This window comes from Wolbachia endosymbiont of Dipetalonema caudispina, assembly GCF_013365495.1.
Lineage (GTDB): Bacteria > Pseudomonadota > Alphaproteobacteria > Rickettsiales > Anaplasmataceae > Wolbachia.
The window spans coordinates 114,302-139,830 of sequence record NZ_CP046580.1; the positions used below are offsets into that span (position 1 = coordinate 114,302).

19 protein-coding genes are annotated in these 25,529 nt (G+C 26.9%); 9 read left to right on the forward strand and 10 right to left on the reverse strand.

The annotated features are described in order from the left end of the window. Positions 1 to 533 precede the first annotated feature (533 nt). Both topA and ispH read right to left on the reverse strand, forming a co-directional pair. Positions 534 to 2,984 (reverse strand): type I DNA topoisomerase, encoded by a 2,451-nt coding sequence (gene topA / locus GOY14_RS00435; protein WP_175809264.1) that lies wholly within the window; start codon positions 2,982 to 2,984, stop codon positions 534 to 536. A gap of 1,862 nt (positions 2,985 to 4,846) precedes the next feature. After that, entirely contained in the window at positions 4,847 to 5,776 is a 930-nt protein-coding gene (gene ispH / locus GOY14_RS00440) for a 4-hydroxy-3-methylbut-2-enyl diphosphate reductase (protein WP_175809266.1), read from the reverse strand. Between the two features lie 1,960 nt (positions 5,777 to 7,736). On the opposite strand from ispH, the gene lepB reads away from it, so the two are divergent. After that, complete coding sequence (lepB, locus tag GOY14_RS00445; RefSeq protein ID WP_175809268.1) at positions 7,737 to 8,528, forward strand: signal peptidase I; 792 nt, start codon at positions 7,737 to 7,739, stop codon at positions 8,526 to 8,528. Between the two features lie 18 nt (positions 8,529 to 8,546). On the opposite strand, the gene hscA is transcribed toward lepB, so the two are convergent. Genes hscA through iscU form a run of 4 tightly spaced genes read right to left on the reverse strand, consistent with a single transcriptional unit; the run spans position 8,547 to position 11,539 of the window. Further along, a complete protein-coding gene (hscA, locus tag GOY14_RS00450; protein ID WP_175809270.1) occupies positions 8,547 to 10,304 on the reverse strand; it encodes a Fe-S protein assembly chaperone HscA in 1,758 nt (585 codons plus the stop codon). After that, positions 10,282 to 10,740, reverse strand: coding sequence for an iron-sulfur cluster co-chaperone HscB C-terminal domain-containing protein (locus GOY14_RS00455; RefSeq protein ID WP_175809845.1), 459 nt, complete (start codon positions 10,738 to 10,740; stop codon positions 10,282 to 10,284). The genes hscA and GOY14_RS00455 overlap by 23 nt, the downstream gene beginning before the upstream one ends. Further along, positions 10,733 to 11,140: a HesB/IscA family protein gene (locus GOY14_RS00460; protein WP_175809272.1), complete on the reverse strand. Its 408-nt coding sequence runs from the start codon at positions 11,138 to 11,140 to the stop codon at positions 10,733 to 10,735. Before GOY14_RS00460 ends, GOY14_RS00455 begins: the two co-directional genes overlap by 8 nt. A 6-nt stretch (positions 11,141 to 11,146) precedes the next feature. Beyond that, a complete protein-coding gene (gene iscU / locus GOY14_RS00465) occupies positions 11,147 to 11,539 on the reverse strand; it encodes a Fe-S cluster assembly scaffold IscU (protein WP_175809274.1) in 393 nt (130 codons plus the stop codon). A gap of 176 nt (positions 11,540 to 11,715) precedes the next feature. Here iscU and ftsY point away from each other — a divergent pair, with 176 nt between their 5' ends. From ftsY to GOY14_RS03310, 7 genes are all read left to right on the forward strand, one after another. Beyond that, complete coding sequence (gene ftsY / locus GOY14_RS00470) at positions 11,716 to 12,627, forward strand: signal recognition particle-docking protein FtsY (protein ID WP_175809275.1); 912 nt, start codon at positions 11,716 to 11,718, stop codon at positions 12,625 to 12,627. 796 nt (positions 12,628 to 13,423) lie between these two features. Then, positions 13,424 to 13,765, forward strand: a complete 342-nt coding sequence (gene rpsP, locus GOY14_RS00475) for a 30S ribosomal protein S16 (protein ID WP_175809277.1) — start codon at positions 13,424 to 13,426, stop codon at positions 13,763 to 13,765. Next, a complete protein-coding gene (locus GOY14_RS00480; protein WP_175809279.1) occupies positions 13,766 to 14,755 on the forward strand; it encodes a polyprenyl synthetase family protein in 990 nt (329 codons plus the stop codon). A gap of 50 nt (positions 14,756 to 14,805) precedes the next feature. Then, the gene (locus GOY14_RS00485) at positions 14,806 to 15,372 is read left to right on the forward strand and encodes a nucleotide exchange factor GrpE (protein ID WP_175809281.1); all 567 of its coding nucleotides are present in this window, start codon (positions 14,806 to 14,808) and stop codon (positions 15,370 to 15,372) included. Positions 15,373 to 15,379: 7 nt separating this feature from the next. Beyond that, positions 15,380 to 16,381, forward strand: a complete 1,002-nt coding sequence (trpS, locus tag GOY14_RS00490; protein ID WP_410543576.1) for a tryptophan--tRNA ligase — start codon at positions 15,380 to 15,382, stop codon at positions 16,379 to 16,381. Between the two features lie 1,474 nt (positions 16,382 to 17,855). After that, positions 17,856 to 18,008 (forward strand): hypothetical protein, encoded by a 153-nt coding sequence (locus GOY14_RS03305; protein WP_255419692.1) that lies wholly within the window; start codon positions 17,856 to 17,858, stop codon positions 18,006 to 18,008. A gap of 34 nt (positions 18,009 to 18,042) precedes the next feature. Further along, a complete protein-coding gene (locus GOY14_RS03310) occupies positions 18,043 to 18,288 on the forward strand; it encodes a hypothetical protein (RefSeq protein ID WP_255419693.1) in 246 nt (81 codons plus the stop codon). Between the two features lie 1,173 nt (positions 18,289 to 19,461). Here the strand turns inward: GOY14_RS03310 and GOY14_RS00500 are convergent. Continuing rightward, entirely contained in the window at positions 19,462 to 20,715 is a 1,254-nt protein-coding gene (locus tag GOY14_RS00500) for a pyruvate dehydrogenase complex dihydrolipoamide acetyltransferase (RefSeq protein ID WP_175809283.1), read from the reverse strand. A 1,079-nt stretch (positions 20,716 to 21,794) separates the two neighbouring features. Then, the gene (locus GOY14_RS00505) at positions 21,795 to 21,947 is read right to left on the reverse strand and encodes a hypothetical protein (RefSeq protein ID WP_175809285.1); all 153 of its coding nucleotides are present in this window, start codon (positions 21,945 to 21,947) and stop codon (positions 21,795 to 21,797) included. A 69-nt stretch (positions 21,948 to 22,016) separates the two neighbouring features. Here GOY14_RS00505 and GOY14_RS00510 point away from each other — a divergent pair, with 69 nt between their 5' ends. Then, complete coding sequence (locus GOY14_RS00510; RefSeq protein WP_175809287.1) at positions 22,017 to 22,274, forward strand: hypothetical protein; 258 nt, start codon at positions 22,017 to 22,019, stop codon at positions 22,272 to 22,274. A 420-nt stretch (positions 22,275 to 22,694) separates the two neighbouring features. Here the strand turns inward: GOY14_RS00510 and GOY14_RS00515 are convergent, their stop codons facing one another. Together GOY14_RS00515 and GOY14_RS00520 are read right to left on the reverse strand one after the other, a co-directional pair. Continuing rightward, entirely contained in the window at positions 22,695 to 22,967 is a 273-nt protein-coding gene (locus GOY14_RS00515) for a hypothetical protein (RefSeq protein ID WP_175809289.1), read from the reverse strand. A 190-nt stretch (positions 22,968 to 23,157) separates the two neighbouring features. Beyond that, entirely contained in the window at positions 23,158 to 25,518 is a 2,361-nt protein-coding gene (locus tag GOY14_RS00520; RefSeq protein ID WP_175809290.1) for a VirB4 family type IV secretion/conjugal transfer ATPase, read from the reverse strand. Between the last annotated feature and the right edge of the window lie 11 nt (positions 25,519 to 25,529).

Below are 25,529 nucleotides of genomic sequence, written 5' to 3' on the forward strand. Positions count from 1 at the left end.
TTCATTTAATGCTTGACTAACTTTAAAGAATGCATACTTTATCAATTTTTTATTATCTAGTAATTGGCCAACATTGATTGAAATATCTTTAAATCTATTTATTAGATATTTAAATCACTTTTTTGCAGAGAAGATTTTTTGTAGATTTTTGGCATAAAATATTGATTATTTCTTTTCTTTTATACCTATTGCAAAATCTATAGGATTTATAAATATTTTTAATAAATTATTAAGGTTATCGCCTATACCATTTCTAAATAAGTTTCTACTAATTTAATTCTAATTTTTATCATATAAAAAGTTTTCTTCATGAATTACTACATTTTTAACTATTTAGATAAATTTTTATAATATTACTATATTTTACTCTTATTATTGGGATAATTTTTAAATTAAATATAAGCTATAATTTTTAATATCATTAAACATAACTTATTTTTATATACAGTAATAATGTGTAATTATTTTCTACTTATAAGATTTTGTATCTTAATGTTTTTAAAGGAAAAGCTATAAACATATACTTTTTAGTTTTACTTTTTATTCTTAATTAAATCTAAGGCCTTTTTTAGATTTATACTTTCAATATCTATGTTCTTACTCAAAGCAACTTTTGTTCTACCAATCTTTATATAGAACCCATACCTACCACTGAGAATGAAAACTTCTTTTCCATTTTTATTAAGTCCGAGAGATTTTTGCCATTTTTGTGAATTGTTTGCAATAATTTGTATAGCTTCATTCAACTGTATTTTTAATGCTTCTTTGGAACTTTTTTTCAGAGGAAAATATTTATCATCATAAAAAATATAGTACCCAAACCTTCCAAGACCAATTTTTACTTTTTTTTCAGTGTTAGGATGTTTTCCGATTATTTTTGGTAAAGAAAGTAACTGTATAGCAGTAATTAAATTAATATCATTAATGTTCATATCTTTAGGGATAAATCCTGTCTTTTTCCTTTTTGACTTATTATTAGATTCTAAATAAACTCCGAAAGGACCTTTTTTAATCATTATTTCTTGTCCAGTTATCTCATCTATACCCAAACTTCTTGGGTATTCAGAGTTATCATTACTGGCAATAATTTCTTTTGTATAATTGCATGTAGGATAATTAGAACATCCAAGAAATATCCCAGCTTTTCCAAAGTTTAATTTCAATGTGCCATCAGAACAGCTAGAACATTTTTTGCCTATTTCTTTTTTTTCTTCCTTTAGATAAAACCAATCAACTATTAAATCATGAATTCCATTAAAAATTTCATCATGCGTCATTTGCTTCACAGAATTTACAAGATTAAAAAACGGTACCCAAAAATGGCTAAGTTCTTTTTTCCAATCTGCACATCCATTTGAAATTAAATCAAGTTTTTCTTCTATTTGTGCTGTAAAGTTATATTCTATACACTTCCGAAAAAAAGTTTCTAAAAATATGGTAACAATCTTACCACGACTGCTTGGAATAAATCTTTTGTTATCTAGTATAACGTATCCACGGTCTTGTAATACTGAAATAATAATCGTATAAGTTGATGGACGTCCTATACCAATTTCCTCCATTTTTTTTACGATACTTGCTTCACTGTAACGTAATGGTGGTTGGGTAAAATGTTGTTTTGAATCAACAGAAATTAGCTTACAAGTTTCACCTATTTTCATAATAGATAGAAAGCTTTCATTCTTATTGTCTATATTATACTTATAGATTTTATAGAAACCATCAAAAAATATGCTTGATTCACTCGTTTGTAAAATTACTTTTTGATCAGTAGAACTAATTTCAACTGTCATCTGATTAAGGATCACTGATTCCATTTGACTTGTAATAGTCCTTTTCCAAATTAAATCATATAATTTGAATTGCTCTGGTGTTAAATAGTCTTTAATACTATCTGGTGTTCTATTTATGTCAGTTGGGCGAATTGCTTCATGGGCTTCCTGAGCATTTTTAATCTTTTTTACATATTGATGGGGAAACTTTGGTAAATATCTATCGCCATATAGTAATTTAATCAACTTTCTGATTGAAGTTATAGCCTCGCTTGCAATATGGAATCCATCTGTACGCATATAAGTTATCAGTCCTACAGTCTCACCACCGATATTGATACCTTCATATAAATTTTGTGCTATATACATAACATCTTTCACGCTTAAATGTAGCTTGCTTACTGCATCTTGCTGAAGACTTGAAGTAATAAATGGAGGCAACGGATTCCTTTTAACTTGTTTGTGATCTATTATATTTATGATATATTGTCGTGATTTAATCTCATTTGCTAAGTTCTTTGCTTCTTCTTGATTCTTGATACTAAACTTTTCTAGTTTTTTATTGTTATAGTGGCTTAGTACAGCAAAAAATGTTTCGCTTTTACTATTTTGCATTTTTACTTTTATGCTCCAGTATTCTTGTGATATAAACTTACTAATTTCATCTTCCCGTTCACATATAAGCTTAAGTACAACAGATTGCACCCTCCCTGCAGATTTGCTTCCTGACAGCTTAGTCCATAATAGTGGTGATAAATTAAATCCTACTAGATAATCTAAAGCTCTACGTGCCTGCTGTGCACGTACTAAATCCATATTTATTTTACGTGGATTTTTAATAGCCTCTTGTACTGCTCTTTTTGTTATTTCATTAAAAACTACTCTATAAATATTGCTTTTATTATTAATTGCTTTTCTTTCTTTTAATGCTTCTATTATATTCCAAGCTATTGCTTCTCCTTCTCTATCTGGATCTGTTGCAAGGTATATATCAGATGTCTTGCTTGCTTCCTTAGCTAATTTTTTCACATATTTTTCTGCTTTTTCGATGATTTCGTATTTTATAGCAAAATTATTATCTGGATCAACAGATCCATTTTTTACTGGAAGATCTCTTATATGTCCAAAAGATGCAGCTACTTTAAATTTTTTATTTAAAAACTTACCTATTGTTTTTGCTTTTGTAGGCGACTCAACTATTAATAATGCCATATTATTAAATACTTAGAGATAATATCTTGGGGAATATATGGTGAAAAGTAAAAAACATTTTAATTGCTATTTGAATTTTATTCAATAAACTATGATCATTATAAAATCTTGAGCTTAGTATTTTAAATGCTTTTAAAGATTTTTATAATATACTGAAATGTAAGCAAAACAATTAATTTAACTTTTTATTACGCTGCTAACATTTTTAAGCAAATTGAGTTAGTTCTTCATAAAATGGAAGAAATATATTCAGCCCCTGTTAATATAAAAGATACCTGTAATAAAAGGCGGGTTATTTTTTGTGTTGTTTTTTTTGTAAATAAATCTTTTCATCCTATGATAAGGAATTTTTTAGGTTATTTATCATCTTTTTGAGACTAAGTTCAAGTTCAGTAACTTTTACGATTATAATGATTACGGTACTGTTTTGATACCAATCATATGCTTTTTTTTTTATTTTAGATCATTTTAACTAAGCTATAAGATCTTTTCAATTTTATCAATTGCGTTAATACTATCTGCAATAATTTTCTATGTTCTGTAATAAATTTTAGACATTTTAAGGTGATTTTATTTATTGTATATGTTAATGAAATCTTAAATCAGTTAACTGACTTTTCTTCTAATGTTAAAAATTACATCACTTTTTTATCTGGAAAAAATTTATAGTGATTTAAGTGAAATTAATTTATCTAACTTAGAAAAAGTTATGAAAATTACAATTTTAATATAACTAATAATGTTAGTAAATAGTTATGATTTTTATAAAGATGAGTATTATAATATATTTTATGCTTTTTCTCATTTTACTCAGTATTATAAATAAAGTTCTCATTTTTATAATGCATTTTACTTTCTAAAAGCTATAATATAATTATTTTTTTCTTATAGAGACGATTCTTTTGTTCATGAATATTTTTTTTATTTAGTTAGATTTTTTAATTTTTTTTAGATTTTATAAAATTAATTTGTGTTTATAGAAAATATGCCATTAAGTAAATTAGTCTGTAGAGATTTACTAGTCTAAATTAGCAAAATTTTCTATAGCTTTACTAATGATTTTATAAGTGGAGAAAAAGTAAGCAAATTCTGTGATATAAAGTTTTATGAGCAAAATGTTGTTCTTTCATTATATTTTATTGTTTGATGAGCAAAATTAGTAAATTTTGCTCTTCCTTCATCAACTTCCTTTTTTTATTTTGCATATCGTTATTATATTTTTAAAAAAGCTTTAGTATGAACTTTTAAATTAAAAAACTTACTTACTTGTGGTAGATATGTATAAGTCATACAAAAGCTTGTAGTTATTAATATTCTTCTTAAGTCTCATCCTCTTTACCTATTTAATGTTTATAAATAGGTGAGCTTTATATCTATAATATCAATTATATGAAAATTTATAGGAAAATATTGTAATTTCATGATATATGACGGATATTATTTTTTTGTATACTATTCTAGTATCTTAGTTGTTTTTTTTTATTTTTTTAATTTGATAATTACTAATGAGATTTTAGATTTTATATAAGTTTATCAAAAGATTATTATTTTATGTGATTTTATCATACAGCTACTTTTTTTATGTTTAATTCTACTTAGTGTTTTCTAGTGATTAGAAATTCTAATACTGCTTCATCAAATCAATTCTGATGTTTTTTTACTATTCAGTTTATGATTTTTTATATTCAAAAAGTTGCTAATAAGTGGATAAAAATTTAACTTATATCTATTTTAAATTAAAATTGTCTTAAATAATTTTTTAAATTTACTACTTCTGAACTTTTATTTTGTTTAGCAGGCGCATTATTGTTAATAATTTTTATATTTTTTTCCAGTAATTGAAGTTTAGTAAATAAGATGCCTTACACTAACTTTGTTATTTTGAATTGAACATTTTCGATAATACTAGTAGGCATAACTGAAACCTTTGCATTTGTGCTTGTTTTCAAGTAGTTTATTAGTTCATCAACTAATATAGTGGGAGCTGATGCACCTGCAGTAATTCCTACTTTTTCTACGTTTTGTAACCAACTTTTATTTACATAGCTGTAGTTATCAATTAAGTAGGCTCTTCTTCCTTTTGCAATACATAGATCTAATAAGCGATTTGAATTTGAACTGTTTTTGCTTCCTACAATTAATACTACGTCTACAAACTCAGCTAATTTTTTAACAGCACTTTGCCTATTTTGGGTTGCATAACATATATCTTTTAAATTAGGACCTATAATGTTTGGGAATTTGAGCTTCAAAGTAGTAATAATTTTGCTGGTGTCATCGACACTGAGAGTAGTTTGTGTAACATAAGATAAATTATTTGGATTTTTAACTTTTAAGGTGTATACATCTTCTACAGTTTGTACTAGAGCAATAGGATTATTTACTCTTCCTTTAATCCCTTTAACCTCTGGATGGGTTTCATGTCCAATTAGAATTAGTTCTTTACCATTATCTTCATAACTTTTTGCTTCTTTATGCACTTTACTAACTAGAGGACATGTTGCATCCACTACTTGAATACCTTTTTTTTTTGCTTCCTCTTCTGTGTTTTTTGGCACTCCATGTGCACTAAAAATTAATATTCCAGTATTATCTTTAACATCTTCAATACTGTTTATAAAAATCACTCCTTGTTTTTTAAAATTTTCTACTATGTATTTATTATGAACAATTTCATTTAGCACATAAACTTGACGTTTATTTTTGTATTTCTCGAGAATAGTGGTGAGTATAGCTATAGCTCTTTTGACTCCTGCACAAAATCCACGTGGCTCAGTTAAAATAATTTCCATTTGTTCAATTAAATTCTTCTATATAAAGATTATTTTAAATAAATTACATTATCTATTCTAGAGTATATTATTTATATACTCAAACATACAGATAGTAGATAGTATTTTAGATAAAAAGAAAGTGATGATAGTAATAAATTCAAAAAAATATTATGTATAGATTGAATTGAAGTGAGAAAATTGAAAGAGTACAGAAATATAATGTGCTGATCTTAAATTAAATCATTTTTGAATATAAAAATTTATATAAAATATTTTCCTTTACAAAGGAATTTTTTTAGCTATAAAGAAAGTTTATTTTAAAAGAACTATTTAACAATAAAAAATGTTGATATGTCCAGATAGGTTTTGTGATATTAAGCATATATGCTTTTTTACTTTAGTAGACAAAAAACATTGCAAAGCTAAAATGTGTGTATTAAAATTTTAATTACTGTATTTAAAAGTATTTATGAGCATATTCAACTACTCTAAATAGACATAAAATTGTATTGAAAACACTAGTAAGGATTGTCAGCTAATTTCTATTAGGTACAAGAAAACTGAAATTATTTAAGATATTGAGAATAACAAGATATTGATGGTAGTTTACTCAATATAATTCTGGCTTAGAGCAAAATAAAAATACATAAAAGTTTGATTATTGTTTCTTCTTGTAAAGAAGATTGTAGTAAATTAAGTTTTAGTATAAATTATTGCCTTTAAAATTTTATAGATTGTAAAGATTTATTTTTTTTATAGCCTATAGTAGGATGGTTGATCTAGCGATACAGTAGCGTAGTATCTTTGATATAGACAAAAAAAGAATTTAATTTTGTTAAATTTTAGTTAAATATTTTTTTTCAAAAAATATTTTATAAAAAGTTTTTGCAGAGAAGTTGGTTTTATAGTATATTGATCAATCTTTTTAAAGATGTGGCTTTATCTTAAATAGAGTAGAAATAGTAGTTCATGGATAATAGTTGAATTTTTTGTAGTGATAGGAAATAGTAAATCAAAATTTTGATTAATTTTTATAATAGTTAAAGTATAATTTAGTTGAGTAGGATAAAAATACCTTCTAGTAACTAAAGAGGAATAGAGCGATTATAAGTGTAGTTTTATGATTAAGGTAGGGAAAAGAGGGAAGAGTTGTTAATTTATTTACTTTGTCTCAAATTAATTCCAATTAGGAACTAATATTATAATTATTGATTCTTATTGATGATAAGAATGAATGTGATTTTATGTATATAGGAAGATAGCCACTATTAATAGTGGAGTATATTTAAGTTTAATAAATGATTTGGGGATAGCTTTTTATATATTATAACTTAATGTGTAAGGTGTACTATGAAACTATGTATGAGATTATCAAGAATAAGAGGGAAGGAGTTTCAAAAATTATAAATATTTTCTATAAAGCTTGTTTTATGATATACTAATTTTAACTTTATTATACAGTAAAGTATAATTTAATTTTAAATTGATTTACTCAGTTTAAATGTAGATTAATTTCATTACATTAAAGAAATTAGATTTAGGGATGTAGTGATGAAAAAGTTTAATTAGTTGAAATAATATAAACTAGGGTTACTTAAGTTAAGAGATGACACCATTTTATGGTAGGTAGATTTATGGAGGTGGTTATTTTAACTTAGCTAATTCTTGTGATTTCTATTGTTAATTTTGTTTGTATTCTATAAATAAGTACTTTAAAACATATTTATTTTTTTAGAGGTTAAACTCATCCTCTTTAAGATTTATAATTAAGTGAACGATGTTTTAGAGTATAATATTTAAGCAAAAGTCTATTAACTTTTTTTATTAAGATAATTTATTTTTTTGTTATTTAAATGTTTGCTACTTCAAGTAAGTACAAGGGATCTTATAGAAGATAAGTGAATGGTAGCTAATTTATGCGAATTTAAATTTGCAATAGAAAATAGTATCTGTGATAAAATTTTGCGTTATCGCTTTTATGTGTATAATAAATTTAATTTATAAGAAAATTCAAGTTAGAAAATTGGAAGAATTAAGAAAAAATTGGATAATAAAAGTTAGAGGTTTTTTATCTTCATTATTCTTTTTAATGCTGATTGCATTATCAATACGTAGTTTTCTATTTGAACCGTTTCATATTCCTTCTAGCTCAATGAAAAGTACTCTTCTTGAAGGAGATTATATTTTTACCAATAAATATTTATATGGTTATAGTAAATATTCCTTTCCGTTTTCTCCAAATATATTTAGTGGTAGAATCTTTTATACTCCTCCAAAACGTGGTGATATAATAGTTTTTAAACCAGTAAGAAATGATAGCATTAGATTTGTTAAGAGAGTAATAGGAATACCAGGTGACAAAGTGCAAATAATAGAGGGGCAATTGTATCTTAATAACCAGAAGGTAGAACGAAAGCGAATTGGAGATTTTTTTGATTATGAATCAAATCGTAGTATACCAAGATATATAGAAACTCTTCCAAATAAAAGGGAATATGAGATTTTAATAGATAATGTTCTTAATCAATTATCATATAATAGCCAGGCTTATTATGTGCCTGATAATCAATTTTTTGTTATGGGAGATAATAGAAATAATTCTTTTGATAGTAGGTTTTCTGAAGTTGGTTTTGTACCGATGGAAAATATAATTGGACGTGTAGATATAGTTGGTTTATCATTTAGATTAAGAAAGGTCGATTGGTTACCATTTAATTTTAGAATACCAGTTGCCTTGCGATTTAATAGGATATTACATAGTGTTATGTAGGTTTCACTATTTATTAATTTATATAACTTTAAAAAGACTTTCTAATTTAGCGATGGCATTATTGATTTTATTTAAGTCATTTTCTTGTAAAGCATTTTTTGCGTTTTGTAGTAGATTTTTTAACTTTTTATCAAAAATAAGATTTTTGTTACTTTCAATCAGGTGTATAAATTTACTTCCGTTAACTTTTGCTTCTGCAAGGGAACGAGCTTTCATATCTTTATCAAAGTTATTTATTGATTGTTTGACCATGTCTTGAATGTTAATTTCACTTAAGCCAAAACTTGAATTTATTTCAACTGTTTGTTCAATGCCAGTGCTTTTTTCTCTTGCAGTGACAGTGAGTATTCCATCAACGTTGACTGTAAATTCTATTTCAACCTTTGCAAAACCTGCAGGCAATGGTGGTATGCCTTTTAACTCAAACTGTGCTAAGGACTTGTTATCTTGTATCATTTCACGTTCTCCTTGACAGACGTGGATTTTTATTGTCGTTTGCCCATGAGCATAAGTTGTAAATTCTTTTGTTTCTGAAACTGGTAGTGGTGTATTTCTTGGTATAATTTTTTCGACTATCCCTCCCATAGTTTCTATGCCAAGTGATAAGGGTAGGACATCGAGAAGAACATTTCTATCTTTTGAGTTTGAAGTGAGAACATGAGCTTGTAAAGCTGCTCCAATAACAACTGCTTTTTCTGGATCTACGTTACTTAGTACTTTGTTTCCAAAAAGTGTGACTAGTGAATTTTGTACTAATGGTACTTTAGTTGCACCTCCAACTAAAATTACTCCTTTTATATTATCAATTTTGAGATCTATGTCACGTATAGTACGAGTAACTATACTGATAGTTTTATTAACTAAGGGAGCAATTGCTTGTTCAAATTCTTCTTTGATAATTTTGCATTTAAATAATTCACCATTGATGTTAAAACTAAAAATGCCTGATGTATTTTTACTTAGGTATTCTTTTGCAATGCGCGCGTTATGAATATCAATATTATATGTTGAAGTAATATTAGAATATTTTTTGCTTGAACCTGCTTTTTTTCTATATTTAGAGAGTACGATTGAACTTAGCAAATGGTCAAAATCATCTCCACCAAGTTCAGTATCACCACCAACCGCAAGGACTTGAAATGCTCCTTGATGTACTTTCAATATTGAAATATCAAATGTTCCGCCACCAAGATCATAAACTACATATATTCCACTATTGTTGTTCTTTTTGATTGAGTGAGAAAGTGCAGCAGCAGTTGGTTCATTGATAAGGCGAATAACTTCTATACCAGCTAATTTTGCTGCATATTTAGTTGCATTACGTGCTGAATCATCAAAGTAAGCTGGTACGGTAATTACTGCTTTTTTTACTTTTATTCCTATAGATTTTTTTGTTCTTTCACATAGAGCTTTTAATATTTCAGCAGAAATTTCAACAGGAGTAAGATATTTATCTTCTGCACATTTTACTCTGATAACTTTTTCACTTTCATTATCGATTTCAAAATTGGTACTTTTTTTATTTAAATCTTTAACACTTTTGCCCATTAAACGTTTTATGGAATATATTGCACTTGGATCAACATCATAGCCTATTTTTAATGTATTATTTTCATATGAAATAACAGAAGGTAGTAGTTCTCTTCCTTGCTCATCTTTAAATATTTCAACGTCGCCAGCTTTATTGACTGCAGCAATTAAAGAATTGGTAGTGCCAAGGTCTATACCAAAAACTACTTCATTTAAATTTGGTTCAGAAATTTGAATAGGCCGCACTTTGTTTTACCTCTTCAAGTGACTTATATAAATACTTCAACCTTGAAACTTGCATTGCAGCTTCTTTAAAGTTTTTTATAGCAAAGGCATTTATTAGGTTCTGAGTGCAATCATTTATTTTTTCGTTAATTACTTGAGTTATAAGTTGCAAATTATCGCAATTTAGCAAATACTCTCTTATTTTTATTGATTCATTTAATATTTCAGGGTTTGTATAATTTTCTTGGTTTTTTGTACCAAAAAGATTCAGTAAATGCTCTGCTCGTTTTAGTGGTGATTTTAATACTTGGTAGGCTTTGTTTATATTTTTCATATCTTTAGACTCTTCTTCATTTATGTTAGTCTTGCTTAGCTCAATATACCTTTTCTCTAATTCATCAAAGTTGATATTGAAGGCTGGCTTAATTTTAAATAATGTAAAATAGTTGCTAAACATGAAAACTTTCTCCACAACCACATTTTCCTTTTTCATTAGGATTTCTAAAAATGAAACCTGATGAAAATTTTTCTTCTACATAATCTATTTCGGAACCAATTATAAACATAATAGATTTTGGATCAATTAATATTTTTACTTTTTGACCGTTATTGCAGTTTTCTTCAATTATTGATTCTAAAGGGCGAATATCATATGCATATTCAATATAATACTTTAAACCAGAGCATCCTCTTTGTTTAATTAGCACTCTTATTCCTATTGCTTTTTCTGATTTTTTAAGGTTGTTATCATATTGTTTTTGATTTAATAAATATCTTATTCTTGCTACTGCATTTGCAGTGATAGTGATAGGTTTTTTATCTTTTTTTATAGAACTTACTTCTTGAAGTTTATTCATAATTTCTTAGTTGTTACTTTTGCTTTGTTTGCTTTGGTAATCGTGAATAGCAGCTTTTATGGCATCTTCAGCAAGTACTGAACAGTGTATTTTTACTGGTGGTAAAGATAATTCTTCTACTATTTGAGTGTTTTTTATCTGTGTTACATCTTTAATAGTTTTTCCTTTAATCATTTCTGTGAGCAAAGAGCTTGAAGCGATAGCAGAGCCACAACCAAAAGTTTTAAATTTTGCATCTTCAATAATGCCTTTATCGTTGACTTTTATTTGTAGTTTCATAACATCGCCACATGATGGTGCGCCTACTAAACCAGTACCAACATTTGGATCGTTTTTATCTAAAGACCCAACATTTCTTGGATTTTCATAATGATCTAGGATTTTCTTATTGTAACTCATAAAATTCTTATAAATTGCTAACTTGTATTATAACACATTTAATTTTAAAATTGAAGAAAAACATCTACTTACTAAGAACATTTTAATTTAATAATGTGTTATACAAATATATTTGCTTTATAAATATATATAATATATATAATTTTTGTATTTTTAATTTTAAAGGGAGTATTTGCTTGAGTTTATTTAATAACCTTTATAAAGGATTGTTAAAAACTTCTTCTCGTTTTAGCGATGGAATGAAAATTATTTTTTCTGGTAAAAAAAAGATAGATCACTCACTTTTGAGTGAGTTGGAAGAGCTACTAATTAGTATGGATATTGGTTATAAAACTTCTAAGTTGATTATTGATAAGCTTATAAATATTAAGTTTGATGAAAAAATTGGGTATGATATTGTCACACGGAAGTTGATGAATGAGATAGAAGCTATATTGACTCCTGTTGCACAACCATTAATCTTAAGAAAAAAACCACATATAATAATGATATGCGGAGTAAATGGTAATGGTAAGACTACAACTATAGGTAAGCTTGCATATAAATATAAAAAAATGGGAAAATCTGTTATGCTAGTTGCATGTGATACATTTAGAGCTGCTGCTAGTGAGCAATTAAATGTTTGGGCAGAACGTTCTAGTTGTTCAATTATTACTGGAGAATACGGAAGTGATTCTGCAAGTGTAGCATATAGAGCTGTAAATCAAGCGGTAGAAAACGATATTGATGTTGTTCTGATTGATACAGCGGGTAGGCTACAAAATAATGTAAATCTTATGGAAGAATTATCAAAAATACATAGAACAATAAAGAAATTAGATAATACTGCCCCTCATGATGTAATTTTAGTTCTTGATGCAACTACTGGCCAAAACGCTTATAGTCAGTTAGATGCATTTAATAGGATGGTAAATGTGACTGGGCTGATTGTAACAAAGTTGGATGGTACTGCTAAGGGGGGGGTAGTGATTGGGCTTGCAGGAATTTATAAAGTAAAGTTATATGCTATAGGGATTGGTGAAAATATAGAGGATCTTAGAGAATTTACTAGTAAAGAATTTACTAAAGTCTTGTTTAGTTGTAATTAGGGATTGTTTTTGGCTTTTTTTATGTGCTAAACTTGATGATCATTTAGTTTTTGAAAAAAAGGAATTACTGTTTTTTAATAGCTTTTTTTACTTTTTATTTTAATTATTATATGTAATTTATCACTTTGTTTCAAAATGCATCTTTATATCATAGCTTCTTAAAAAGTTGGAGTAATATAGATTTTTACTTAATTAAAGAGAGAATGAGTAGTAAATGGTAAATTGTGATTAGTTTTATATCTTTGAGTTTCTTGGTAGGATAAAAAATTGCACTTTAATTTATGCAATATGTTGTGTAATGAATATTTAATATATTTAAATTAGATTAATCATTAGACTATTATTTAGTGATTATTTTTCTTAAGGTTTTATATTTATTTTACTATTTAATATTTAAGCTATTCATTTAAATAGCTTTAAAGTCTTCTCTACATTTTGTAATAATATAGAATAACTTTTCATATTAGTATTATTAGGCTATTTAAGTACAGTATTAATTTTTACCTTAAAATAAGATACTATTTATCTGTATATTTCAAAATTTTATGAAATTGCATATATATACTAATTTCATAAAAGCTCTAAAGTTGTTTTTATAATGCAGTGAAGGTTAGCTAAATCAGTGAATCAGTTTAGGTATTCAGGCTTATAAAGTTTTATATATTAAGATAATTTTTATAAGTTAAACTCATGTAGTTTAAATGTTATATATTAGATGTGAAAATTATATAATTTATTTGACTTGAATTGTTTATGATATAAATTTATAAATAACATTATAAAAGTAAAGATTAAAATGGTAGTTAGAGTAAGGTTAGCAAGGTTTGGTGCAAAAAAACGTCCTTTTTACAGAATAGTTGTAGCTGACTCACGTGCGCCAAGAGATGGGCGTTTTATTGAAAGAATAGGACAGTATGATCCAATGCTAACAAAAGATAATCAAAATCGTGTTATAGTTAAAGTTGATAGATTGAAATATTGGCTAAGTGTAGGTGCACAGGCAACTAAGCGGGTGTTATGGTTTATAAGAAGAAAGGGTTTTTTAGTTTTAGAAGAAAAAAATAAGAAAGATGGAGGCAAAGCGGGTGAAATAAAAAAGAAAAAAGTAAAAGAAGAGCAAGATTGTAAGTCTCTTTAAATGTTGTTAGTGAATAATGATATATTAGATAATATTGTATCTTCTGATTTATCGGCTATGAAAGATTTTATTTTCAATAGTATTAATAATGAAGATATCAAGCTTGCTGCTAACATTATATCTCATCTTATTAAGTCTGGTGGAAAAAAAATCAGGCCTAAGCTTGTTTTTGTTATATGTAAAATATTAAATTATTCTGGAGAAAATAGGATTAAGATTGCTGCATCGGTAGAATTTATACATAATGCTACCTTGCTTCATGATGATGTACTTGATGAAAGTGAAGTACGACATGGAGTTAAAACAGCAAATAAAGTTTGGGGAAATAAATCAAGTATTTTAGTTGGTGATTTGTTATTGACTTTGGCATTTAGATGGCTTATAGAGTGTGAAAATTTAAATATCCTTTCTATTCTTTCTAGGGCGTCACATTTGCTTGTGAAGGGTGAAATAAAGCAGATGACAACATGTTTTAATCCCTGCACTATTCGAGAAAATTATTTCTCTATTATTGGAGAAAAAACAGCTTCTTTATTTTCTGCATGTTGTGAAGCAGCATCTGTAATATCTGGTGCTGCAAGTGATGATATAGAGAAACTGAGAAATTTTGGATTTAATTTTGGTATGGCATTTCAAATAATTGATGATATGCTTGATTATACTGCTAGTCAAAGTGCTTCTGGTAAACAAATTGGAAAAGACTTTCTTGAGGGTAAAGTTACTTTACCTGCTATTATAGCATATGAAAAAAGCAGCCCAAAAGAACAAAAATTTTGGGAGAAATGTTTTTCTTCAGCTGAACGTGATTTTGATCAAGCATTGTACTATATTAACTATCATAATGCTGTTAAATTTTCTATAGAGAAAGCAATGCATTATATTAGCATGGCACAAAATAATATCAGTACTTTTTCTGATTCCTCATATAAAACTGCTTTAATTGACTTTTTGAATGCTAGTATTAGAAAGCCAAACTTGGCTGGTTCTTGATATTTTTAGATTAATTGCTATATATTTATTAGGTTCTTAAGGGTAATGGTATGTCAAGTAGTAGTAAGGAAAAAAGAAAGAAGTTTATTAATATGGTGAATGAGCAAAAAGGTGAAGGGCAGCAAGATGCTAGCATCCAAACTGATGATTTAAATGAAAATCTTAGTATATTGAAAGAACGTGCAGCTCAACTTGAAGATCATTTACGCCGTGCTGTTGCAGATAATGAGAATGTTAAACGTATAATGCAAAAGCAAATTAGTGATGCGAGTGATTATGCAGTTACAGAATTTGCACGTGATGTAATAGATTCATGTGACAATTTTAAAAGGGTAATGGAAAATTTGGAAGATGGTGATCCTGTTCATGAAGGAATTAAGGTAGCTCATCAAAAGCTTGTGAGTGATCTTAAAAAATATGGAATAAAAGAGATGAATCCTATTGGAGAACTTTTCGATAGTAATTTGCATCAAGCTGTTATAGAAAGAGAAGATAATGAAAAAGAGATTGGTACTATCGTGGAAGTTTTGCAAAGTGGTTATACTATTAAAAGTAGGTTGCTTCGTCCTGCAATGGTTGTTATTTCTAAGAGGTCTATTGATTGTGAAGATAGTTAATGAGATAATGTGTATTGTTTTTTCAGGAATTCAACCTAGTGGAGTTCTGCACTTAGGTAACTATCTTGGTGTAATTAAACAGTGGATAGATTTACAGGATAAATATAAGTCTCTTTTTTGTATTGTTGATCTGCATGCAATAACAGCTAATAAGTTTTCTGCAGATGAATTAAGAAGTAATATTTTAAAAACGGTAGCAGTTTATATTGCGTGCGGAATAAATCCAGAAAGATCCGTTATTTTTAGTCAGTCTGCAGTTAGTGCTCATGCTAAATTAGGTTGGCTACTTGGGTGTTATACACCAATTAATTGGCTTAATCGTATGACTCAATTTAAAAAGAAAACTGGTGGTGATAAACAGAGGTCTTCTTTGGGATTATATGGTTATCCAGTGCTTATGGCTGCAGATATATTGTTGTATAGGACTAAATACGTTCCTGTTGGTGATGATCAAAAGCAGCATTTAGAGCTTGCGCGTGATATTGCATTAGCTTTTAATAATTATTATAAATGCGATTATTTTATCTTACCTGAGATCTTAGTTTTGGATCATGTATCAAGGATAATGAGTTTAAGAGATGGTATAAGTAAGATGAGTAAATCTGACCCTTCAAAATATTCATGTATTAATCTTGATGACACAGATGGTTTAATTATAAAAAAAATAAAAAAAGCGAAAACAGATTCAATACTAGGATTCGATTTTACTACCTTGAGATATCGTCCAGAGGTAAATAATTTGTTAAATATTTATTCAGCACTTGGCACTTTTAATATAAGTGAGGTATGTGAGGAAATGAACAAACATGATATGAAGTTCTTTAAGAAAGAATTGGCTGATTTGATTATTAGTGTTATATCGCCTATACGTAAGAGAATTAATGATCTCCTAAAAGATAAGTTCTATTTATATGAAGTATTAAAAAAGGGTGCAGAAAAAGCAACAGAGATTGCAAATCATAGTATGAAAGAGATTGAAAATATTATTGGGATTTTTTCAATAGGCTAGTATTAGCGGTTAAATGCAGAAAAAAATAAGTATTTTTGTTGTTTTTTTATGTATGGTATTTAATTTTATCTAGAGCTAAGCTGATTATGAATAAAGTTTGAGTTGATATATTGATTACTTTTAATAAGTGAAGATTTTAAAAATGCATCTCTTAACAGAGATAATATCTAGTATGTTAAGGAAAATAGTTATATTTTATTAGGTTTAGTTCTTTTTTATGATAAGCTTATAACAGAATAAATTTTAAATTTTCTCAGTTCATTCATTTTTACTATAATAAGATTTCAGTGTGCAAAAGAGTGATTTTTTGTAGAGTAAATATTTGTTTAGTTTATTAAAATAAGGGTTGGTTCAGCTAAACTACTATGCTTTTATTAAGGGTGTGTTTTTCATTACTATTTTATGGTCTATTTAAAGTTTGAGGGTAAATAGTGTATAAAAAGTTTAGTTTATGTTTTTTCTAGTTACTGAGCTGAGTTTATGCTGTTGTTGTGATGTAGGTCAGTTATTATTTATATAGAAGGGGTTATTTATTATTTATGTTTTGATTAAAGAATTTCTAGCGAGTTTTATAATAAAGTATGAAATCTGCGGCAAAATCTAGGAATAAGTAAATTATTTGTCTATTTTTAGTCGTCTAGAATGTGGTATTGATATTATGTATAGTAGGAAGTTGAGATTTAATAGGAAGTAAAGTGTATAATATGCATTAGTTTGTGAGTAATAAGATTGTTTGTAGTAAAGTGTAGGTTAAAAAAATAGCTTATAATACTTTTTTTAGGGAGTTGCTAACGTTGGGATAAAGAAGTAATATGTGATCTTCTGTTGAGTGGTAAGATTAATAGTTTTAGATATATGGTTATCTTGTTAAAAAATTTAGATTGAGAGTATAGTATCTTACTACTATTATTAATAGCTAGAGAAATTGATTACTAAATGATGTTATCTTAAAATAAGCTTATCTAAGATAAAAAATATGAGTTTAACTAAGATTAGATATGTATTAAAAAACTTATATTACTTGATTAACTTTTAAAAAGGAAAAATAATACCATCACTTGAGAGAGATGATGGCTTGGAAAGTAATCTTTTAAATTAGAAGCAGTTTCAAGTAGGTTTAATACTGTGATTAAGACAATGAATCAGTCTTTTACAATAATATCTTTAGAAGGATATAATGGATGGAGTAAGACATTTTTTTTGAAAGAGTGGTAAAGGAGTTAAGCATCAAAATGAAATAGCACCTTATTATAGTGCATGGATGTTAATGCATTAGATCGGCTATTGCCTTCTTTTTTAAATTTTTTATTTAAGGATTTATTTGCATCTTTTAAAGTTAAAAGGAGTGTTATATAACAGTTAAAGAATATAAATTATGAGTTATTTTCTTTGAATACACTGGAAAAGTTAATTAAGAAATCTCCACTTGCTATTTTTTCTGTATTACTTGATGTGACAAAGGAGGCTGATAAAAATGATATTGGGCTGTATTAGGGAATTGAATATTTTACAAAAAAGTAAGGAAGATACTAAAGGTTTTAAAACACAATTAATGAAGGTAGTGAATAGGATTAGAAAAGGTAAAAGCATTTATATAATGGTGGATGATCTTGATATGTCGTCCTAAGTTTATCGTTAATTTTTAAAAGTCTATAAAATATATGCTTGATATAGGGGGATTGTTTTTATTATTTCTGTTAGTAGAGATAAGTAATGTATATAAGGCTATTAGCACAATACTTGGCCAAAATTTTGATTTTAGGTATTTTGCTAATCTTTCTTTGCATTTATCAAAACAATCGATAAAAGAATTTATACAAGAACTATTTAAAAATATAAAATTATTTGCAAAATTAAAAGAGCTGATCATGAACAGCTTTATATTTTATGCAAAAAGTTATCATTAGAAATGATAGAGTACTGCGTATAGAACTATGTCTTTTTAACTATACAAAGGAGGAATTACTTGCACCAAATTTGTTTTCATTTTTGATGATATTACAATCGGTGATATTAGTGCCTTGAAGAATTAGGTTATTCATATCAGAAAGCATTGGAAAAAATTAAGAATGAATATAAACCTGTAGTTTTGAGTCGTATAAATGGGCAAGAAGAATTGGTAAGACTAAAGTTTCTCTCAAGGCTGCTTTTACAGAGAATGAATCAATGAAAATCAGGCTGTAAAACAGATAAAAAACATACTATTTTAAGTTTAAAGATGTGTTATTTTTTTATATATCTATGAAGTAGGAAAAATATTTAGTGATATAGTTACTTATTAAATTGATTGATTAGCATATTTATTTTTACTTAAAAATTTTTGATAGGGTTTTATCATGTTGAATGTCAGTTGAAAAATTTTTTTATTATTTTACTAATAAATAGGCATTAGCTTTGATGTACTTAGACTTATACCTAATTGTAGTAAAGGTTATTATTTTTTCTTTCTAGAAAGGGGGGAGGAAAAAAGCTATTTTTCTTTATCATCATTAATATGACATATTTTTGGTCTGGAAGTATCTTTATTAAAGTATATCTATAATCGTTATATAGATAGGAAATAGTTAGACTTTAGTTAGTTTGGATATAAAGCTTTCTTTTTACTTTGATAAATTAGATTTAGATAAATATTGCTAATTATTGATCATTTGTCTGCTACAAGAGGAAGGAGTTTAGATTTTTTTTATATGGTAAGAGGGTGGGGTTGTATTTTAAGAATTTTATAGTCTTAATTCATCTTTTTACTAATACTTCACTTTTTTGTAGTTTTAGGGATTGGTAAGTTTTTAAGAAATATATAGTAGGCAATCATTTACACTAGATACAATTAAAACTTTTTTTTAATATTATTATCTTGTTAAATGTATTGTGAGATATATTAGTTGCTTGCACACTAATATTATTAAATTTATTTTTTGTTTTTTATTTTTTTTGTTGTCGTCTCTTTTCAGAGAAGGTAAAACATATAATATTATGTATTGTTGCATTTTTTTGTACCAGTCATTTTTTATCTTAAGCTATTAATTGGTATGATGTGAGTTGGTAATCATTTTATAAGTGAGATATGTTAGAAAAAAATATTATGTAGCTTCAATGAGCATTGCTAAAGGATTTTCTATATAATACTTGAAGGCATTTAAGAATTTTGCTCCCGTTGCTCCATCAACTGTTCTATGATCAGCTGATAGTGTTACTGTCATTATTTCTGCAATTTCTACTTTTTCATTTATAATGACTGGTTGCTTTTTAGCTGTACCAACAGCCATAATGCAAGACTGTGGTGGATTAATAATAGCACTAAAGGTTTTTATACCAAACATTCCTAGATTAGAAATAGTGAATCCTTTTCCTTGAAATTCTTCAAGCCTTAATTCCCTAGATTTTGCTCTATTTATTAAATTTTTTACTTCTTTTGATATAGAGAGAATACTTTTTTTATCGGCATTTTTTACTATAGGGGTAATAAGTCCATCTTCAAGTGCTACAGCGATTGAGATATCTATATTTAGGTATTTTATTATTTTATTATTTATCCATGAGGAATTTATATAGGGAAATTTTTTTATGCTAAGAGCTACAGCTTTAATGATTAAGTCATTGATTGTCACCTTATTGTTTTCATTTGCTAAGTTAATTTCATTTTTTAATGATATGAGATTATCAACTTGGCAATCTATAGTTAAATAAAAATGTGGAATATTCTGTTTAGCCTCAATCAGGCGTTGTGCTATTACTTTACGCATATTACTTACTTCAATTATAATGTCTTTATTTAACCCCTTAGATGTTTCAGTTTGTGTACTGCTATTTAAATATTTTAATATATCATCTTTAATAATTCGGCCATATGGACCTGTACCTTTTAGGTGGGTTATATCAACACCTTTACTTTGAGCTATTTTTTTAGCTAGTGGACTTATTTTTATTTTACCTTCTACTATTACATCGGTATCTTCTTCTTTTTGAGATTTTGGTGTAAAATTTTGTGGTGATGGTGATATTGGAAGACTGATTTTAATTTCTTTTCTATCTTTAATATTGTTAGTAGAAGTTGAAACATAGTTATTGAGTATTTTCCAATCTTCTCCTTCTTCCAAAATTATAGCTATTGGTTGGTTTATAGGTATGTTACTTGCTCCTTCTGGTATTAAAATTTTTGCTAAGATTCCTTTGTTTATAGATTCAAGCTCCATTATAGCTTTATCAGTTTCTATTTCAGCAATTACTTCACCTACTTCAACTTTGTCTTGTTCTTTTTTATGCCATTTTACAATTTTTCCTCCACTTTTGTTCATTGTTGGCGAGAGAACAGGCATTAATACTTCTATAGGCATTGCTTTATATTTTAAAATCTGTTTAATTTTTATTTACTCTTTATTTTATGTCAATCTAATCGTAACCTATTTATAATAAGTCTATTGTATATTTAAATCATTTTAATATATAATACTAAGAATCTTGTTTATAAATAAACCTACTCATATCTTATTGTTAGATTTTAGATTTGTTTATGATAACTTTATTTTACTATTATTTTACTAAAATGGAATCAATATTGAAACTATACTTAAATTTTATTGTTTTGTAGATAGATTTTTTATACCTAAAATTTGTCTTTAAAGTTGAAGGAGTTTAAAATTGACAACAGTCCGAATGTAATAGAAAAAAAGTGATTTAGTTATAGTGTTAATGATTAAAATACTTATAGGTATAAAAATAAAGGCACAGGTATAAAGAACCACTTAATTGGATTTAAGATTGTGAGTGATTTAAGTTTGATAGTTATCACAAGTTTTTTTTGAGTAGGTGTAGTAAGAGTATTAGATTTCTTAAGATTTAGAGATTTTTTTTTATACTTGTAATAATATTATCTTAATTGATCTCTTTTTTTTATGTTAAATAAATTTATATGTTTAATATTAGATTTTAACTTCAGAATATATTTATGTAGAGAGCCATATTAATATTAAGCCATGTGCTTTATTAATTTAGGTTTTTATTTTTTTAGTGATAAAATAATTTTATTTGTATGGATAATATTTATAGAAATAACAGTCGAACTTAAATTATAAGTAAATATAATTTATTTAATAAATTTTAAAAATAAGAAAAAAAAAAGCCTAAGTTTTAGTTGTTATGATACAATAGTAAAAATTTAGCTTATGATCCTTTTCTTTTGCTCATTTTCATCAGAAAAGAAGACATACCCTTGCTTATTAAATATCATCTTATCTAATTTTTCTTGAGGTTTTTGTAGGAGATTAACTGCTTCATTTTTATTGCTTGGAAGATAATGGAACTGGTTTGATTCTTTTGAATATACAGCATCGTACTTAATGTATTTTATCTTTATTAGCTTTAGTGGTATTATCTCATTTTCACTTTGAATTATATACTCTTTTGGTTTTGGCTTTCAGCCAGAAAGATAGAGCATTTTGCTTTTTGTATTTTTTTCATACTCTACTTTTATTTTAGGATATCCTAAATTATCTAATGTACATTTACCTTCTGCATTATACTTTTCACATTTTTCTTTAGTGTTAGGAATATAGCCATATTTTTTCAAAATTTTGAATTGTTTTGGTTACTTGCTAATATATTTTTTCTAATATTATAGATATTGTTTTGACTGTTATTGCTATTAATTGTTTTTGTTACTATTGCTGGCTTTACTACTGTTAAAGATAGAGGACCAATATTTGTAGTAGAATTAGTACTAATATTAAAAGTACAAAAGTCATCTTTATACTTTTTATTTGCTTACTCCATACAATTTTTTTTGCTCATCTTCATTCTTATTTTTAATGTGTTATTTTGTTTTTCTGGTATGTTATTTTGTATTATTTTTACTACTTCAAATTCTATGCTGGTGGTGTTGGAAAACAACGAATAAATTGTAAATTTTTTTCATTTATATTTTGAGTTCCATAGTATTCAGTGCAGAGTTGGCCTTTTTTTTCTATATGTTATAAAGTAGTATGTGGTACCATCTTTTGCTAAAATAGAGTGCTTTTTAATTACATCTATAGTAGAAAATTCTTCATCCTTATCTTCTTTATGCTTTTTGGGAAAATCTAACTTTTTTTGATTTTTTCATTTTTTTTTATTAAATTACTAATGATTACTTTAACTTGAGGGTCGAGTAATCATTATCTTCATTGTTATAGGAACAATTTTAACTTTTGGAGTGATATTGTGAGTTGTTCACAAAATGGAGAAGGATTAGGTGCTTGGAACAGGAGCACATTTTATTTTTGTTTGATAATAAGTGTTCAAAAATTGCTATAATCCTTAATACTAAAGTCCCAAAATTTTATAAATCCAGATCTACAAGCACCTTTTTGACTGCAAGCATATATTTTAGGAAGTTTAGCAAGTTTTTCTTTTTCTTTGCAGATATATTATTGTCAATTACACCTTCCTGCCATTCCCATTCAAGACCTTCCCCTATTTCTGCTCCAATAAATGTTTTATCTCCTTCCCAATCGATAAAGGCTGCTGCTGATATTCTAGCCCTGTGCTTTGTGTTCCATATATTTGATGGTAAGATTCTCGCTTTGTAAAGCGTAACAGTAACTTTTTCCATAAGCACATACTCTAATTTTAGGATTGAAATAGTCGTTCACTCCTTGATTTTTTATTACCATTACCTTAATTTTTTTCACTCATTTGCCAGCAAGCATTGCTTCAAACTTAAGTGTTGCTTTTTATAAAGGGTGGGCAATCAGCATATCCTTGATGTGATAAACTAAGTATTAATAAAAAAATAATAAAATTTAAATTTTACATTTTTCATAAAATGCTGGTAACCACTTATTAATTTCGTCTCCTTTTTCTTTTATTGCTTCGTACATATATTTTATAGTCTTTTTATTAGCCGAGAGTACATGCATTTCTTGCATGTTCTTCAAATCTAAATTTAAGGTTATTAGCCCTTTATGTTGTTTTATTAAGAATAAGCCTTCTTGTGTGGGGGTTTGTAGAATTGTATTCAGTTCCTCTTTTGATAGAGAAAATGCTTTCATGTATAATCTATTTGCATTAATGTTTGGCATCAAAATTCTTGTATCTACGTGTTTATTCAAGTATTGAGTGAATTTACTAGTGAATGCTAAATTTAGATTTTCAGTACTTAGAATTATTACAACATTTAGTTTTGTCATTCTTTGCATCCAGTTGTCAAATTCTTCCTCTGTAGAGAAAATATTGCTTATTTCCCATGCTTCATCTAAAACAAGTATTACAGGTGAGCCATTACATTGTGTTTCAAAAGAATATAAAAAATAGTAAAGTATTACGGACATGCATTCTTTTTGTTTTGTGAGGTTTGTGGTGTTAAGAGATATAGTTTTTATTTTCCAATCAATGGAAGATTCATCACTATTTTGCAGCAAGTAAGCAAATTCACCATCACCACACCATTTATTTATTTTGCCTCCAAGAAGTAGAAGCATTTCGGAGATTTGTGAAATAGAGCGTGATTCTTTTGGCATAGTAAATATAAAATCTATAATTTTTTTTATTTTTTTTTCTATATTTATTAGGGTTGCATCATTTACCATTCTTTTAATTAACTCAATTAGCATATTTCGATTTGAAGTGTTATCTTCGATATTTAATGGGTTGAATTTTAAACTTTTATCTTTATGTTTTGGATCAATAATGTAGTATTTACCATTTATTGCTTTGGTAAAGATTATTGATTTTCCAGTGTTATCTAATATAATAATTCTTGGATTAAATTTTCTTGATTCTGATAACAAGAAATTAATTAGTGAGGTCCTACCCGAATTTGGGGCTCCAAGTATTGTAGTATGGCCACTATTTTTTTTTCCATGAAAGTTAAAAAAATAAGGGCTTCCTTTTTTTGAAAGAAAGATTGTTATTGCTTCTTTCCATCTTCCTCCTTTTAATGTACCTGATGTAAAATCATGTAGCATAGCAAAGCTGCAAGCGTATTTTATTAATATATTTTTTGGTTGTGTAATAAAAGTAAAATTACCAGGTAGTTGTGCCCAAAAATGATTTTCCATATGTAAGTCAGTTCTGAACATCATTAAGCCAATTGATGACATTATGAAAGATAAATTATTGATGTTTTTAGCTAATTTATTTCTATTGTCTGCAAAGATTGTAAAAATGATTTTTTGTTGACAAAAGTCAATGGCAGAAGTTTGTTTAAGTTCTATTATTTCTTTTATTCCTGAATTTTGAAGTAGAGTATTATCTTTGCTGATTTGCAGCATGTTAATTTGGTTTTTAAATTCTTTGACTGCTTTATTGTTGCTAGTGAATGTTATTATTTCTGTGATAATAAATTCAGAGTCAAGTTGTAAACATTTATTTATATTTTCTAATGGGATTTCTCGATATTCCTTTATACAAAAAATAGAGCCAAATTTTTGTTGGTTTTCAAATATTATTTGATATGTATTAAAACCAAAGGCTATTTTCAAATCTTTAATGCGTTGTGATAAATCTATCTCACGTATTGGGTAATCTTTGTGTGTTAGTGTAATGATATAATGGAGAAATTTTGCCATTTCAGAATATACTTCTCCTTTATTAAATCTAAGACCAAGTTTCTTAGCTCCAAAAGGCTCTAAATCATTTTGAATGAGATTGGTTACTTTTTTTAACTCATAGTGATTTTCTCTTAAGGATGATTTACACTCATTCTTTATTTTACTGAGGGAAAATGAACTTTTAATAAACTTATTAGAATGATTAAAAATTAATACAATGTATAGCTCATTTATATATTGTAATTTACTATTGGTGAGTTTGTTAAACCAAATAGAATGTAACTTATCAGAAAAGTCTCTAGTATTGTTCCATTTTAAGTGGAATTTATTACGTTTTCTAACAGTATGAATCCAAATAGTAAAATGTAAGCTCTTAATATTTTTTGATATACTTTTTCTAATTTCAGTTCTAAGATCACTATAGTTGTCAGCAGAGAAGTAATCTTCTAATTTGATAATTTTTAATAGTTCTCCTTGTTTTGTTAGTATGGTTTCTTCATCATAATGACAGGAGTAAGGAATGAAATCTAAATCAATACTTTTCAGTAATGCTAGATTTAACTTGTTTTTTTTCTCAACTTTGGAATTAATTGTTAGTGTTTTCAGTTGCATGTAAGTATTGT

What these genes read in the sequence shown, in the direction of transcription:
- topA (WP_175809264.1), bottom strand. Translation starts at nt 2,984, where the DNA reads ATGGCATTATTAATAGTTGAGTCGCCTACAAAAGCAAAAACAATAGGT.
- ispH (WP_175809266.1), bottom strand. Translation starts at nt 5,776, where the DNA reads ATGGAAATTATTTTAACTGAGCCACGTGGATTTTGTGCAGGAGTCAAA.
- lepB (WP_175809268.1), top strand. Translation starts at nt 7,737, where the DNA reads ATGTGTATAATAAATTTAATTTATAAGAAAATTCAAGTTAGAAAATTG.
- GOY14_RS00455 (WP_175809845.1), bottom strand. Translation starts at nt 10,740, where the DNA reads ATGTTTAGCAACTATTTTACATTATTTAAAATTAAGCCAGCCTTCAAT.
- GOY14_RS00460 (WP_175809272.1), bottom strand. Translation starts at nt 11,140, where the DNA reads ATGAATAAACTTCAAGAAGTAAGTTCTATAAAAAAAGATAAAAAACCT.
- iscU (WP_175809274.1), bottom strand. Translation starts at nt 11,539, where the DNA reads ATGAGTTACAATAAGAAAATCCTAGATCATTATGAAAATCCAAGAAAT.
- rpsP (WP_175809277.1), top strand. Translation starts at nt 13,424, where the DNA reads ATGGTAGTTAGAGTAAGGTTAGCAAGGTTTGGTGCAAAAAAACGTCCT.
- GOY14_RS00480 (WP_175809279.1), top strand. Translation starts at nt 13,766, where the DNA reads ATGTTGTTAGTGAATAATGATATATTAGATAATATTGTATCTTCTGAT.
- GOY14_RS00485 (WP_175809281.1), top strand. Translation starts at nt 14,806, where the DNA reads ATGTCAAGTAGTAGTAAGGAAAAAAGAAAGAAGTTTATTAATATGGTG.
- trpS (WP_410543576.1), top strand. Translation starts at nt 15,380, where the DNA reads ATGTGTATTGTTTTTTCAGGAATTCAACCTAGTGGAGTTCTGCACTTA.
- GOY14_RS03305 (WP_255419692.1), top strand. Translation starts at nt 17,856, where the DNA reads ATGATATTGGGCTGTATTAGGGAATTGAATATTTTACAAAAAAGTAAG.
- GOY14_RS03310 (WP_255419693.1), top strand. Translation starts at nt 18,043, where the DNA reads ATGCTTGATATAGGGGGATTGTTTTTATTATTTCTGTTAGTAGAGATA.
- GOY14_RS00500 (WP_175809283.1), bottom strand. Translation starts at nt 20,715, where the DNA reads ATGCCTATAGAAGTATTAATGCCTGTTCTCTCGCCAACAATGAACAAA.
- GOY14_RS00515 (WP_175809289.1), bottom strand. Translation starts at nt 22,967, where the DNA reads ATGGAAAAAGTTACTGTTACGCTTTACAAAGCGAGAATCTTACCATCA.
- GOY14_RS00520 (WP_175809290.1), bottom strand. Translation starts at nt 25,518, where the DNA reads ATGCAACTGAAAACACTAACAATTAATTCCAAAGTTGAGAAAAAAAAC.